General features: G+C 56.1%; 17 protein-coding genes. 12 read left to right on the plus strand and 5 right to left on the minus strand.

Annotated features, from left to right (window positions below):
* Nucleotides 1-6 precede the first annotated feature (6 nt).
* The 3 genes from RCI_RS05870 to RCI_RS05880 all read right to left on the minus strand — a co-directional run bounded on the left by RCI_RS05870 (nt 7) and on the right by RCI_RS05880 (nt 2,324).
* A complete protein-coding gene (locus RCI_RS05870; protein WP_012035483.1) occupies nt 7-453 on the minus strand; it encodes a GNAT family N-acetyltransferase in 447 nt (148 codons plus the stop codon).
* A 37-nt stretch (nt 454-490) separates the two neighbouring features.
* Nucleotides 491-1,201 (minus strand): ATP-binding protein, encoded by a 711-nt coding sequence (locus tag RCI_RS05875; protein ID WP_012035484.1) that lies wholly within the window; start codon nt 1,199-1,201, stop codon nt 491-493.
* 757 nt (nt 1,202-1,958) lie between these two features.
* Entirely contained in the window at nt 1,959-2,324 is a 366-nt protein-coding gene (locus RCI_RS05880) for a hypothetical protein (RefSeq protein ID WP_012035485.1), read from the minus strand.
* 253 nt (nt 2,325-2,577) lie between these two features.
* Here RCI_RS05880 and RCI_RS05885 point away from each other — a divergent pair, with 253 nt between their 5' ends.
* The 10 genes from RCI_RS05885 to RCI_RS05930 all read left to right on the plus strand — a co-directional run bounded on the left by RCI_RS05885 (nt 2,578) and on the right by RCI_RS05930 (nt 9,548).
* Nucleotides 2,578-3,219: a TetR/AcrR family transcriptional regulator gene (locus tag RCI_RS05885; RefSeq protein WP_012035486.1), complete on the plus strand. Its 642-nt coding sequence runs from the start codon at nt 2,578-2,580 to the stop codon at nt 3,217-3,219.
* Nucleotides 3,220-3,221: 2 nt separating this feature from the next.
* Complete coding sequence (locus RCI_RS05890; RefSeq protein ID WP_048198130.1) at nt 3,222-4,424, plus strand: DUF116 domain-containing protein; 1,203 nt, start codon at nt 3,222-3,224, stop codon at nt 4,422-4,424.
* A gap of 12 nt (nt 4,425-4,436) precedes the next feature.
* Nucleotides 4,437-4,748, plus strand: coding sequence for an NAD(P)H-dependent oxidoreductase (locus RCI_RS05895; RefSeq protein ID WP_012035488.1), 312 nt, complete (start codon nt 4,437-4,439; stop codon nt 4,746-4,748).
* A 2-nt stretch (nt 4,749-4,750) separates the two neighbouring features.
* Nucleotides 4,751-5,284, plus strand: a complete 534-nt coding sequence (locus RCI_RS05900) for a flavodoxin domain-containing protein (RefSeq protein ID WP_012035489.1) — start codon at nt 4,751-4,753, stop codon at nt 5,282-5,284.
* 37 nt (nt 5,285-5,321) lie between these two features.
* Nucleotides 5,322-5,732 (plus strand): secondary thiamine-phosphate synthase enzyme YjbQ, encoded by a 411-nt coding sequence (locus RCI_RS05905; RefSeq protein WP_012035490.1) that lies wholly within the window; start codon nt 5,322-5,324, stop codon nt 5,730-5,732.
* Between the two features lie 385 nt (nt 5,733-6,117).
* Complete coding sequence (locus RCI_RS05910) at nt 6,118-6,705, plus strand: flavodoxin domain-containing protein (protein ID WP_012035491.1); 588 nt, start codon at nt 6,118-6,120, stop codon at nt 6,703-6,705.
* A gap of 13 nt (nt 6,706-6,718) precedes the next feature.
* Complete coding sequence (locus RCI_RS05915; protein WP_012035492.1) at nt 6,719-7,486, plus strand: flavodoxin family protein; 768 nt, start codon at nt 6,719-6,721, stop codon at nt 7,484-7,486.
* Nucleotides 7,487-7,560: 74 nt separating this feature from the next.
* Nucleotides 7,561-8,112, plus strand: coding sequence for a CDP-alcohol phosphatidyltransferase family protein (locus RCI_RS05920; protein ID WP_269446495.1), 552 nt, complete (start codon nt 7,561-7,563; stop codon nt 8,110-8,112).
* On the plus strand, nt 8,109-8,783 hold the full coding sequence (locus tag RCI_RS05925; RefSeq protein WP_012035494.1) for a TetR/AcrR family transcriptional regulator: 675 nt from the start codon (nt 8,109-8,111) through the stop codon (nt 8,781-8,783). The genes RCI_RS05920 and RCI_RS05925 overlap by 4 nt, the downstream gene beginning before the upstream one ends.
* 129 nt (nt 8,784-8,912) lie before the next feature.
* Nucleotides 8,913-9,548 (plus strand): HIT family protein, encoded by a 636-nt coding sequence (locus tag RCI_RS05930; RefSeq protein ID WP_012035495.1) that lies wholly within the window; start codon nt 8,913-8,915, stop codon nt 9,546-9,548.
* 46 nt (nt 9,549-9,594) lie between these two features.
* Here the strand turns inward: RCI_RS05930 and RCI_RS05935 are convergent, their stop codons facing one another.
* Together RCI_RS05935 and RCI_RS05940 are read right to left on the minus strand one after the other, a co-directional pair.
* Nucleotides 9,595-9,873, minus strand: a complete 279-nt coding sequence (locus RCI_RS05935) for a hypothetical protein (protein WP_012035496.1) — start codon at nt 9,871-9,873, stop codon at nt 9,595-9,597.
* Nucleotides 9,874-9,882: 9 nt separating this feature from the next.
* The gene (locus RCI_RS05940; RefSeq protein WP_012035497.1) at nt 9,883-10,755 is read right to left on the minus strand and encodes an ABC transporter ATP-binding protein; all 873 of its coding nucleotides are present in this window, start codon (nt 10,753-10,755) and stop codon (nt 9,883-9,885) included.
* 99 nt (nt 10,756-10,854) lie between these two features.
* Between RCI_RS05940 and RCI_RS05945 the strand changes: the two genes are divergently transcribed.
* Together RCI_RS05945 and RCI_RS05950 are read left to right on the plus strand one after the other, a co-directional pair.
* Nucleotides 10,855-12,693: an ABC transporter gene (locus RCI_RS05945; RefSeq protein ID WP_012035498.1), complete on the plus strand. Its 1,839-nt coding sequence runs from the start codon at nt 10,855-10,857 to the stop codon at nt 12,691-12,693.
* Nucleotides 12,693-13,733: an ABC transporter permease gene (locus tag RCI_RS05950; RefSeq protein WP_012035499.1), complete on the plus strand. Its 1,041-nt coding sequence runs from the start codon at nt 12,693-12,695 to the stop codon at nt 13,731-13,733. Before RCI_RS05945 ends, RCI_RS05950 begins: the two co-directional genes overlap by 1 nt.
* The last annotated feature ends 168 nt before the right edge of the window (nt 13,734-13,901 follow it).

Consider the following 13,901-nt stretch of genomic DNA (forward strand, 5'->3'; position numbering starts at 1 on the left):
TATAATTCAGAGGTGGAGGATATACCCAGTCTTTTCGCCCCGGACGAACCCTGCCCGGTCATAGAAGTTCAGCGTAGCCTCGTCTTTGTGCCCGGTGAGGAGCATGACTTTGTAGCAGTTGTGTTCCCGGGCGATGTCGACCGCCTTATGCAAGGCCATCGTGCCGTAGCCTCGCTTCCGGTAATCAGGATGGGTAATCACGTTCTCGATGAGGCCGTATGGCCGGAGACCCCTGGTCAGGTTTTTCACGATAGCCAGCGTGCAGGAGGAGACGATTTTTCCGTCTGCGACGACTACAGGGTAGAACAAATTTTTGTCAGCAATGATCTCTTCCCACAACTGTGGCAGGCCGGGATTTTCCCGGGCGTCGGGGTCTGTAGGATGAAGCAGCCGGTAGAGTTCCAGCAGCTGATCGAGCTCTTCCGGACGGATGAGGCGCACTTCTTCGGGCATCAGATCACTTTACTATCGGTAGCGAGAAAAGATTTTCCTACCGAATGGTTCTTAGAATCTGGTCAATGAACTCTTGCGAGGGTATCTGTTCCCAGCCGTCATCGTAAACGGGCACCTGCTCCAGGGGGTAAACTTTCAGCACGCCCTGCCGGCAGGCGATCTCGCACAGGCCGCAGCCTTTGCAGCGATCGGCGTAGATCGACGGGCCGTCCTCGGTGATGTAGACGGCTTTGAAGTAGCACGCCCGCTCGCAGTCGCCGCAGGAGGTGCATCCATCGTCTGCCCGGGCGATGGCGAGGCCAGTCATGCCGTCGATGTACGCCTGCATGCCGTCGCCGGTCCTACGGTTTATGCAGCAGCACGGGCAGCAGGAGCACAGCTCGAGCGCATGGTCAGCGTCGCCTCCAAGCGCTCGCAGTTCCCGGCTGGTCCAGAGGATCATGTGAACCAGGCCGAGCTCTCTGGCCTGCCGGACTACGTCGAGGCCCTCTTCTACGGTGATCTCCCTCGCGTTGCCTTTAGCCACTATACCTCTGGCGCCCTCGCCCAGGTACAGACAGCCGAAGCCGGGGGAGTAGTTCTCGCACTTGCGCTCTGCACGGCAGACACACTGGTCTGCCAGGCTGATGAAGGAAGCCTCACGGACGGCCTGCTCGGCCGTCTCAGTGGTCAGGACGACGGGGCGGCTTTTTATGCGCAGGCTTACGGATACGACCTTTCGGTTGCCGTGGAGAAGCTTGTCAGCCATAGTATCTCCCTGACAATTGGCTCCGGGGATTAAAAACTCTCTGCCTGCCGGCTGTTCACTTCACAGGGAAAGGTCGGGGGCAAAGGGTCAAAGACGCTATTTAGGGGGAAGAGATCAAAAGCCGCAGAGCCGCAAAGTAATTTCGAAATTTGTTTTTATCATACTATAAGGAACTTATCCCAATTAGAGAAACCGTAAAATCATATACTGTATGTTCGCCCGCCAGGACGCCTGCCGTGGCAGGCGTCCGATGCGGGCGATGCGATGACGATCGCTGCGCTGTGCTCGGACACAGATTGTACAGATTATACAGATTGCACAGATGCTCATCGAATCAGGCTTGTGAAGACAGTTATTACCCGTTTATCCATTGTGTTCATCTGTGCAATCTGTACAATCTGTTAAATCTGTGTCCCAGCACAGCGCAGCGATCGTGTTGCTGTCTCACCGAACCCGGACAAACAGAGAACGCACAGCACAGCGATAGTGTACGGATCGCCTTCGAGAACGCCTGCCATTGGCAGGCGTTCAAAAGGCATACATCCTGGCAAGATCTAATCGTATTTTCGGGTAGCGTATTATTAAAACAGGCAATCACCGTGAATTATGAGACCGCCTGAGAGTTCCCTTTGCGGCTTAGCGGCTTTGATCTCTTCACCTCAAGTATAGCGTCTTGGGCCCTTAGCGTCCAGATACCCGGGGTAGTCCATCGGGACGTTTGCGGAGAAAGTGAAAAAGAAGAGTCTGCCCGCCGGGATCAGACGAGGTTGTAGTACTTTAGATAGTCAGTATACTGGCGCAGCAGGCTGATGCCGGTCCGGGCGTCGGCGACGTCGAGCTTGCCGGTCATGACGTCTTCGTCGTACTGCTCCAGGCGGTTGATCAGCTCCTGGCGCTTTTCCGCGTCTTCCAGCCCGTTCAAGGTCCTGCCGTTGATCACGTCGGATTTGGTCATGTAGTACAGGCTCATAAACCGGTTGTAGAACTTGTAGAACGCCGCCCGGTAGTCGCCGTCATCGGTGCTGAGGTTTTCGATGAGCCGCTGCTTCAGGACGATCGCTGCATCCACAGCCTCCGCGAAGGTCTCGGCCGGGGTTATGGGACGAATTTGCTCTTCGGTCATGCGATATCACCAGATTGTTCTATCATTAACGAACAGTTACTCGCAGCCTTAAATACTTTCCCCGTAATCGATCGCACCTGCGTGCGGAAGCGTACCGGTTACTAAGGGTCGGGCAGTTCGGCGCCACGATTATGCAATAAGCGCTCCAAACTAACGAACGAACGTTAGTTTTATATACTCATAGCGTATCTACAGGGATGACGAACGTTCGTTCGTTAGTTGAGATAAAAAGTCGAATAAGAGGTAGAAAAGTATGAAGAACACTGGACCCGCCGCCAGCACTAAAGAGCTGATCATGGACGCAGCCATCGATCTCTTCTCAAAGTGGGGCTACGACAAGGTATCCATCCGGGAGATCGCCCGGGAGGTCGGCATCAGGGAAAGCTCGATCTACAACCACTACAAGGGCAAAGAGGAGATCATGGACACGATCACCGACTACTTTATTGCCGAGCTGGCCCGGGCCGCCCCGTTCGACGTGCCTATGGAGGACCTGCTAAAGCAGTACGGTGCCGAGGAGTTCATGAAGATGGGCGCCCGGAGCTACCTGCAGTTGATCAACACCCCCCGGATTGCGAAGATCTGGCGGATCATCGCCATCGAGCTCTTCCGGAACGAGAAGGTCAGAAGGTTCTTCAAGGCCAGCATGGTGGAAACCCCAGTCGCTTCCTGGCAGCAGACCTTCGACATCATGATGAAGCTCGGCTACATCAAGGAATGTGACACCAGGCTGCTGGCCCAGGAGTTCTTCTACCACTGCATCTACCTCTTCTTCGACTACTTCATCATCCGGTTCGACGAGACGACATACGACACGTTTACAGATAGCATGCTGAAGGACCTGGAGCCCCACATCAGGTTCGTATTCGAGAGCGTCAGGGTAAAGGAGGCGTGAGGATGGAAGTGGTCACCTACTCCCTCAGGAACGGCCAGTTCAACTCCAACCAGTACTACCAGGATGCGGCGGCCTTTACTGACGAAGTCCTAAAAGAGGCGAAGGTGCTTCTCCCGATCGTCGGACGCTTCCAGGAGTACGTACAGAACGAGAGCATTGAAGCAATTCGGTCGGCGGAGGAGTACACTTTCGAGCTTTTGATGCTGGGGACGCTGTGGCGGATATACGCCGACGACGCCCAGGACATTTCGAGCGGCTGGACCGGCATCATGGCATACCTGTCGAGGCTGCGCCAGCGGAACCAGACGCTCAAGCCCGTCGCCGACGGCATCAGAGGCGTCCTCGCGACCATTTTCCTGGCCCCGACAGACAGGGCATGGTCCCCTAAGGCATCCCTGAAGCACCTGGACCAGCTGCTCCAGTGGATGGAGGCGACGGGGGATCACGTGCAGGAGGTCAGGAGGCTGCACAACTGGAGTGAGTACTGGGAAACTCTCTCTGCGGGACAGGTATCGGGGGATATTGAGGCAGCGATTGCCTTCGCCAGGTGGTTTGAGGAGCGCAGCCTGAAAAGTCTGGGGAAGTACACCCCGAACGTCGAGCAGTTCCTGCAGGAGAAACACCGGGAGCACAGGTGGAAGGAAGACGTGGTCTTCTCCGCCCGCCGCAGGGTGGAGTACCACCTCAACATGGTGGGCGCAGAGATCATGAACCGATCGTTCCGGGCGGACTTCCAGCAGACGAAACACAAGGCGGTGATTCTGCCGGCCTGCATGCGCTACCACTCGAAGCCGAAGTGCCAGGCCCGCTCGAACGGCCTATCGTGCGAGTGCACCGGGTGCGAGCCGAAGTGCCGGGTGAACATGCTCATGAAGCTGGGCCAAAAGCACGGCTTCAGCGTCCACCTCGTGCCCCACGAGTCGTCCGTGTTCTCGGGGGACGCAGGAAAGCAGCTTATCGGTGAAGGCGTAGGCATCGTGGGCATCGCCTGCGTGTCCAACCTCGTCTCCGGCGGGTGGAAGGCGAAAGGGCTCGGCCTGCCGCCCCAGTGCGTCCTGCTGGACCACTGCGGGTGCAGAAAGCACTGGCACGAGCAGGGCATTCCTACGGACATCAACTTTGGCAGGCTCTACCAGATCATAGGAATTACCGATGAAAAGGCTGCGGAGAATGCGGAAAAAGCGCAGGGAGCAGCTGCGGCATAGGAGGCTAAAAAGATGAAGATCATTGCTATAATGGGCAGCCCGAAAGGCAAGGGCAGCGGCTACAAGGTAGTCAGGATGGTCGAAGAACGGATGAAGCGGAAGGGCGAGGTCGACTTCGACTACGTCTTCCTGAAGGACGCAAATCTCCAGCTCTGTAAAGGCTGCTTCGCCTGCGTGACGAAGGGCAAGGAGTACCACTACGAGACCAGGATTAATCCGATCAAAAAGGCGGCAGTCAACTTGGTGGTCAGCCTGGTCATGAATATGATGAAAGATATGGGGCCAGGCGAGGTGCAGTGGCCCCCGAAACAGAAGGAGGCTTAGAGATGAAAGCGTTAGTAGTATATGGGACCAGAGGCGGCGCCACCACGGCGATCGCTGAGGAGATCGGTAAAACGCTCTCGGCGGAGGGCTTTGAATCGGTCGTGAAGAACGCGTCGGACCTGAGAGACGTGAAGGTAGAGGACTACGATCTCTTCGTCGTCGGCAGCTCGGTCTACGCAGGTATGTGGAGCGGCAAGGCGAAGGGCTTCCTGAAGAAGAATCAGAAAATGCTGGCCTCCAAAAAGGTCGCGCTGTTCTCCTCTGGCCTCGCAGGCAGCGATCCGGCCCAGGCTGACGCCGCTAAGCAGAGCATCGAAAAAACTGCGGCTCAGTTCCCGGCCATAAAACCGGTAGCGCTGGCCTACTTCGGCGGCGTCGTCAACTTCGACAGCCCGAACATCTTAGCGAAGATAATGGCCAACGCCATGAAGGCGGACTTCGAGAAGAAGGGTATCGACACCAGCAAGCCTGTCGACCAGAGGGACTGGGAAGCCATCCGCCAGTGGGCGAAGGACGTGGCCGTTAAGGCCAGATAATTTTTTCTCTATCAATCGCATACCTGAGTATGCGGGAGTGATCACGATCATCTGGAAAGAACTTTCAGTACCGACCAGCACCAGGGCGCAGTTCATCGACGTAACCAGGCAGGTATCAGCCGAGGTGGCGAAGAGCGGTGTAAAGAACGGCATGTGCTACGTGTACGTGCCCCACACGACCGCGGGCGTCACCATCAACGAGAACGCCGACCCCGACGTGGTCACCGATCTTTTAGCTACGCTGGAAAAGCTGGTGCCAGTCCACGGGAACTACCGCCACGCTGAGGGCAACTCCGACGCACACCTGAAGGCGTCTATGATGGGCTTCTCCCAGATGATACCGGTGGTAGAGGGCCGGCTTGCCCTCGGCACCTGGCAGGGCATCTACTTCTGCGAGTTCGACGGCCCACGGAGCCGCAAGATGCTTGTGGGTATTACCGGAGAGTAGAAGTCAGCGCTTATTCTTTTTATAGGACTGCTCGTACGAAACATTTCAGTAAGGACTATGCACGAAGTATATTTCTTACTGTAACCTTTTGGATATTCGCCATTCAAATCCTCCCTGACCTCCGGCTCCTCACTGTACTCCTCTCTGATCTCCTGACCTCCCTGACCTCCCCCTGAGATCGTTCTCTCTGATCTCCGGTACCTCCGAAACCTCCCTGTTGTCCGGCTTGCGCACCTGTACAATGGAAATCTGGAAGAAGAGAGAGTGGGCGCAGGCGCTGCTCGCGGGCAACCGGTAAATGTGAATGAGCGTTAACTTTTTATAGCGGATATCCCATATGAATTTATGTGAGTGAATGTTAACTCACATAACAGGATGAGGCAAGATGGAGAGAATCAGGATGTCCTTACTGACAATAATCATTCTAGTCGCAGTTATTCTTGTACTGCTGGCAATAATCGCCCTCGTAGCAAGCGGGGGTATCATATGTTCCGGTTTGACGGGCAAGATGGCTACGGGCGCCGAATCGCTGAGCCCTGCGGGACAGATCGCCGGAAATGCTCTGGTCGTCTATGATCCGGGCGTCACAGGGGCGGCGAAGAAAGCGGCAGCTGAGATTGCCGGCGACCTGCAATCTAAGGGCTATAAAGTTGAGCTGGCGGGCGTAAGCAGCACGGCAGCATCCAGTGCCTCCGGATACGATGTAGTCGTAGTCGGCGGACCCATCTACTTCGGGAAGGCCAGCAACTCGATCGAGGCGTACCTGAAGGGGCTGGAGCTACAGGAGAATACGAAACTGGGCGTCTTCGGGACCACCGGCTCAAATGACTTTGTTGCAAGCGATCTGACTTCGCTGGAGAGCCAGGTGGCCTCTCTTCAAAACCGCAAGGCAGAGGTCATGTTGATCGGGGATCGTGACGAGATAAAAGCTGCCCGGAGTTGCAGAGACCTGGTGGCAGTAGTGACACAGTAGGAAGGTAATGTTTGTGAAGATACTGGCAATCATGGGAAGCCCGAGAAAGAACGGTAACACTTACAGGCTGACCAGAAAAGTCGAGGAGAAGATGAAAAAGCTCGGAGACGTGGACTTCGAATACGTGTATTTAAAAGACCTGGATCTCAGGCCATGCCTCGGCTGCGGGGCCTGCTTCGTCAAAGGTGAAGACCACTGCCCTCACAAGGACGACCGGGCGATGCTGGAGGAGAAAATGCACAGGGCTGACGGAGTCATCTTTGCCTCCCCAGTTTACGTCTTCAACGTCTCCGGCCTGATGAAGAACTTCTTCGACAGGTTTGCCTACGTCTGCCACCGCCCCCGCTTTTTCAAGAGCGCTCTAGTGCTGGCTACCGCTGGCTTTGAGCTGGGAACAGGCCAGATGCTCAAATTGTTCTCATTCATGGCAGAGGTCTGGGGCTTCAGTATCGCAGACCGATTCGCCGTAGCTGCCAGCGAAGTCCCGGAATTCGGCACCCGGGCGGCTAAAGCCGATAAAAAAGTAGAGGTAGCGGCGAAAAAGTTCCACAGCGCAGTGACAGCCGGCAGAGTTAAGCCTGGCCTGGTTAACATGGCTGTATTCCTGGCAGCCCAGGCGTCCATCAGGAAGCTATCGTCGGAATACTACGATTACGACTACTGGAGAGAGCACGGGTGGCTGGAAAAAGACACATGGTATTACTACGAGCCCCGGGCGGGCCTGGTAAAGAAAACGGCGGCAAAGCTGCTATCCAGATTCTTTAGCTTAGCCGCAAGGTAATCGTGGTACGATGCAATCAGGAGCAACAGATGAGCCTGCTTTACGTGTTTAAACCCCTTAAGGACCGGACATTGATGCCGATCAGTTGTGCTCTTCATAGGGCGGGAGTAACGCCTAATATGGTCACTTCTGCCGGACTGCTGATGTCTGTGATCGGGGGGCTGCTCGCCGCTTCAGGTCAGCTCTACGCGGGCATTGCCGTCTTCACATTGGGGGCTATAATGGATGCGGTCGACGGCTCACTGGCCAGAGTGTCGGGTGAGTGTACAGAGTTCGGCAGGTACTACGATAGCGTCTGCGACCGGCTTTCTGAGCTGTCCTTCGTGGCGGGAGCAATTATAGGAGGTGCCCCGGTCATGGCGCTTGTCGTCATAGCGGGCTCGTGCCTGCTGCTGACTACCAGAATTTTCAATCATAGAAGAGGACTGAACTCGAACGCCGCCTGCTTCGGCAGGCCCGAGCGGTTGGCCCTCTTAATTGCAGGGCTGCTGGCGCCGGCGCCGTACGATCTGGCCCTGTTTACGATCGCCGGCCTGCTCTGCCTGATCTCTTCGGGCCAGGCGTTGGCGTCAGGTTTACGTAGCAGCAGAGATCAAAATGAAAGCACAGGGCCGGTTTTAAGATGAGGAAAGAGAGCATGGGCGAGAAAAAGCAGGCCGGCAGGACCGGCAGGCCTGCAAGAGTGCCGGGAGAAAAGCACACGAAGGAGAAGATCTTCGACGCTGCGGTGGACCTGTTCGCCGAGAAAGGATACGACAGGACATCCATCAGAGACATCGCAGGAGCAGTAGGCATAGCGGAGAGCGCCGTCTACAGGCACTACCAGTCCAAAGAAGCCATCCTCGATGCGATCTTCGACTACATGGAAAGTCAGATATATGCCCCTCTGCCCCCGGCGCCGGACGCAGAGAATCGTCAGGAAAGCAGTATTTTCAGGGATATGCTCGCGGGCCTGCCCTGGTTTATCGAGGCCAACCCGATCATGATCAAGATCGCGCACATCATGTTCACCGAGATGTATCACAACGACCGCATCCGCGACTACGTGCGGAGAGAGTATATCGAAAGGGGAGACGCGACGACCGAAGCCATCTTCAAGGAGCAGATGGAAGCAGGAAAAATCAGGCCCTGCAACGTGAGGGCGCTCTCCGGGCTCTTCAACGCGTACAGGTTCTCGTGGATCTTCAAGAGCTTCGTCTTCGATTACGGCAAGCCCCTCGACATGGATGAGATAAAGGCAGATCTGGAAGCCCAGATCGGATTGTTTGAGGACTTGCTGAAGCCGGAGAGTTCGTGAGCATATGCCCATGTGGCATTAAAACTCTGGCATGCAGATCAGGACAGGTAAGAATTTAGCCTATCGCAACAATATTTTTTACAGTATGCCCGGGCTACGCTCACGCCCTGGACTGCTCCGGAGGTCACGATGGATTACAGCAAGAGAGATGGCCGGGTAGACGAGTGCTTTACCCACGACATGGCAGACATGATCGCCGCAGGCGTGCTCAGGCGCAGCCACGCCATGGCCAGGCCGTTTCAGGTGAGCTATGACCCGCACTGCGGCTTTTGCAGAAAAAACAGGCTCATCGTGCTGATCAACGAGGAGTACGAGCACCCGGAGCCCACTTTTATCAGGCGCCTGCCTGTCAGCGTAGCCGCCCTGAGCTACGATCAGACTTTTCCCGGCCGCTCGGTGGTCATCCTGCGGGACCACGTGACTGACCTGAACGAACTGATGAAGTACAAGCAGATGCTGTTCATGGCATTCATGGAGGACGTGTCGGCCACGGTCGATGCATTAAAAGTAGTCTGCAACCCGGACCGCATGAACTACGCCATCTACATGAACCAGAACGAGCACCTGCACGTCCACCTCATCCCCCGGTACAAAAGGGAGGGAGACGCGTATTACGGCCCTCCGCCGTTCAGGGGAATAAACCAGATGTTCCCGGACTTCGACTACCGCTCGCTGGCGGTGAGAATCCGCAGGAACCTGAAATTCGAGCAGTCGGAGCTCAGCAAGTACTGCGAACAGCTCATTAATCAAGGGCTTCCACCATAGGTGCCGCTATAGGTAGCCAGAGGCCCGCCACGGGTACAGGATAAAGCTAGCCGTCGTTCTCGTAATACAGCTTCGGCGGAGGGAACAGATCCGGGTAGTCCCGGGCAATGCGGTCGGGGTCTTTGTGAATGTTGCGTAGCGCCCTCAGCGCCTCGGCACATTCTTTGGGATCCCGAGTTTCTCTCACCCGGTCCACGATGGAGCAGGTGCCTTTTTCGGAGAACGCCCTGCAGGTCTGGTCGCAGATCTGGTTCTTTTCGAAGAAGCACTTTTTGAATGCGATCTTCTTGCCGCCGCCGAACAATTTCTTCAGGAATCCGAACACTCTGGTACCTCAGTTAGTCATGAGCTTGACGTAGATGTCTTCCAGCGCCGACTGGCGGACCGACAGGTCGACCAGCGCCCAGTTGTTGTCGGAGATGTTGTGGAGCAGGCCGGCGATTTCGCTTATGTCGGCGGTCTTGAACACGTAGTTGCCCTCGTGCTGCTCATAATCGAGGCTCTGATCTGCCTTAAAGATTACCTGGTACTCCCGGATGCCCAGGCTCCTGCGGATAGCCTCCATATTGTCGCAGACCAGTAGCCTGCCGTCCTTCATGATGGCCACCCGGTCGCAGATGTACTCGATGTGGAAGAGGTTATGGGCGCTGAGCACGATGGTCTTGCCCTGGCCCCGGAGCTGCTTGAGGTAGTCGATGATGAAGAAAGAGGTCAGCGGGTCGAGGCCCGAGTTGGGCTCGTCGAGGATCAGGAGGGATGGGTCGTGGAGCAGGCATCTCGCGATGGCTACCTTACGCTTCATGCCCTTTGATAGTTCCCCGGTCAGCTTTTTCTGGTCCTTCAGCTTCAGCGAGCCGAGCAGCTCGTCTATCCGGGCCTTAGCGGCTTTCTTAGGCATGCCGTACAGCTCGGAGAAAAACAGCAGGTACTCCTCTACAGTCATGTTCTCGTACAGGGGGCTCTCCTCTGGCAGGTAGCCGATCTGCCGCTTGACGTTTGTGCTGTCCCGGGACATGTCCCTTCCCAGGATCTCCACTGAGCCGGCCGTGGGAGCCACCAGGCCCACCATCATCTTTAGCGTGGTGCTCTTTCCCGCGCCGTTGTGGCCAATGATGCCAAGAATTTCGCCTTGCCGGACCTCCAGGTTCAGATCGCTGACCGCGGCAAAATGTTTATATAATTTCGTAACCCCTGTCAGTTTAATCATTATCTTTCCAATAAATAGAATAATTGATAATCTTTTCGTGCGCATCGGGGCGGGGGCGAACGAGCGAGTGAGTGAGCGAGCGGGCGTGATGGGGTTCCGATGAAGAATATACTGATCATCGCTACGAGGGAAGTAAAGCGCTTTAGCACCCGTTTCCGGGGCAACTCCCGGGCCCTGATCCTGGCGATCATCGCCGCCTCGCTGCTCATCTCTTATTTCGTCTCCCAGGGCGGGCTGACGCTGAGCAAGGGCATGTACACGGTGGGAGTGTCTGCCGATGGGCCGGCCATCGACGACAGCCGCTTCCGTCTGGTTTACACAGACCCTTCGACGGGGTACAATCTGGTGCGTAACAACTCCATCGATGCCTACGTGAGTGCAGATACGGTAACAGGCAGGAGCGATTCCCGGTCGAGGTATGCGATAGGCGCGCTCAAGCAGTACCTGGAAAAGCAGGAGCTCGAAAGGATCACCGAGCAGTATGACATCGACAGGGCTTATCCCCTACGCATCGAGACTCATTACTTAAACGTCAATACTACCGCGCAGGCCGCTGGCGGGTCAATCACGGACCTCATCGGGCATATACCAGAGCCGGCCGCATCGGAAGCCCCGGTGCCGACCCCTACGACGAGCGCTCCAGTAGTAACAGTGACTGCGATTCCTGCTCCGACGCCAACTGGTGGCGGCACCGGCAGCACTGGCAGCACCACAGATGCGGCTGTGAAAGCACAGCTTGAGCAGGCGATGAACGGCACCCAGCCTAAGTTCAAGGCCCAGTTCGTCTCGGAGAACGAGATCATCGTCCCCTCGCTGATGAACCCGCCGGTGCCCCTGTCCCAGGTCATCATTGCGTTCCTCTACATCGTGCCTATCTTCTTCATCAGCGTGTTCTTCACGAGCAGCTTCATGGACGAAAAGATCAACAGAAAGCTGAACATCCTCATGTCGACGCCCGTCTCTGCCCTCGACGTCATCATGGGCAAGATGCTGCCCTATCTGGCCTTCGCCCTCGTCGTCATCGTGGGCGTGACGCTGGCGCTGAACGGCAACCTGCTGCTCGCCATCGCCATCTTCACCCCGATCGTCCTCTTTATCTTCGCCGTCTACCTGATGGTGGCGCTGTTCTACCGCACGTACAAAGACCAGACGTTCTTCTCTATGGCGGCGATCACCTTCATCACCGGGTACCTCGTGTTCCCCGCCCTGTTCACCGGGATCAACAACCTGAGCTTCATATCGCCCCTGACGCTGGCGGTCCAGATGTACCGGGGGGAAAGCTTCGGCCTGCTGGAGTACACGTTCTCCACCCTGCCGATGTACCTTGTGTTCCTGCTGGCGATGTACGTGGGCGTGCGCATCTTCAACGAAGAGTACCTGCTGAGCTACGGGCCGCTATACAGGAAAGTCGGGGACGCGATCTACCTGGCCATCAACAAGAATCATGTTTATCTGTCGATCGCCCTGCTGAGCCTGCTCCTGATACCAGCCGTCTTTATGGTCCAGCTCATCATCGTAGCCCTGGCGACCAACATCCAGCAGATGTTCCTCATGTTCATCGTGCTCCTCGTCTTCAGCGCTCTCGTGGAAGAGATCGCCAAGTCCGCCGGCATCGTGATGCTGCTGGAGAACGGCATGCTCAAGTCTTACAAAGAGATCGTGGCGCTCTCGTTCCTGTCCGCCCTCGGGTTCCTGATCGGGGAAAAGGCGCTGCTGTACCTGTCGCTGGGCATCATCTCCGGCAACGTCCTCATGGAGGCTATCAACGACGCGGGACTTTTACTGATACCGCTCGTCGCGCACTTCATCTTCACAACCATCGTATGCGTCTCTACGAGGAAGCTGGGCACGAAATGGTATATTGTGGCCGTGCTGGCGGGCACGCTGGTGCACACGACCTATAACATTTACAACTTAAGAGCTGCGGGGTTATTCTGATGGGCGCCTTCTGGACCATATTCAATAAAGAGATCAGGGCGATAGGCAAGGAAAAGACGATCGTGCTGGCCATCGTGATCCAGCTGATCATCGCCTCGCTGTCCTCCGTCATCCTGATCGGCCTCATGTCGTTCTACGACCCGGGCACCATCGGCCAGAACACCAACATAAAGCTTAACGTCGGCATCATCTGCGCCGAAAACACACAGCTGATCCAGGACCTGCGGCGGGCGCACGTCAACACGACATACTACGACAACCCGGAGATCGCCCAGCAAGCCTTCGCCGGAGGCAGCCTCGACGCGGTTATCTATGTACCGCAGTATACGGGCGGCCCCATGGATTTGAAGCTGTTCCTGCCCGAATCCGACTCCAGGAGCACCGTCATCCTGATGGTGCTGAAAGAGCCGCTCAAGAAGTTCGAAAACCAGCTCCGGACAGCCCAGGGCATAGACATCAAATTCGCGGAAGTCACAGGCCGGTCGAGCACGACCTACGAGTTCCTGTTCTCCTTCATCGTACCCATGCTCATGCTGTTCCCCGCCTTCATCGCCGGCAGCATTGTGATCGACACCCTCTCCGAAGAGTTCGAGAGCAAGACAATAGACACCCTGCTCGCCGCCCCCGTAGCTCTCAAAGATATGATCGCCGGCAAGCTCGCCGCATCGATCTTCATCGCCGTAGTCCAGTGCATCCTCTGGTCGATACTCCTGTCCTTCAACAGGATATACATCCAGAACGTAGTCCTCGTCATCGTCATGGCCGGACTGATAGCCGCTTTCGTAGCCACCGGCTCAGCCCTGATAGCGCTGTACTTCAAAGACAGGGAAAGATCCCAGTTCATCTACTCCGTCCTCCTCATCACCGTCGCCAGCCTCAGCTACCTCGTCGAGCCCTCGCCCATCGGCCTCATCACCAGGCTCGCCACCGGAGCGCCGGGCGTCGGGGCGATCAACGTTTTACTGTACGTCATACCGCTCGTCTTGCTGCTCGCTGCGATAATGTTAAACACTAAGCGGCTTGTTGCGCTGAAAGCTTGAACAAAAACACCAGTTCAAGGATATTTTCACCACAGAGACACAGAGAACGGCTCACCACAGAGACACAGAGAAACACAGAGACGCACAGAGATTTTTAATTGAAGTATGATATACAACAGATAATGAAGTAAGACTCTGTGAACCTCTGTGCCTCTGTGGTTGACCGTT

Source organism: Methanocella arvoryzae MRE50, assembly GCF_000063445.1.
GTDB classification, from domain to species: Archaea; Halobacteriota; Methanocellia; order Methanocellales; family Methanocellaceae; genus Methanocella_A; species Methanocella_A arvoryzae.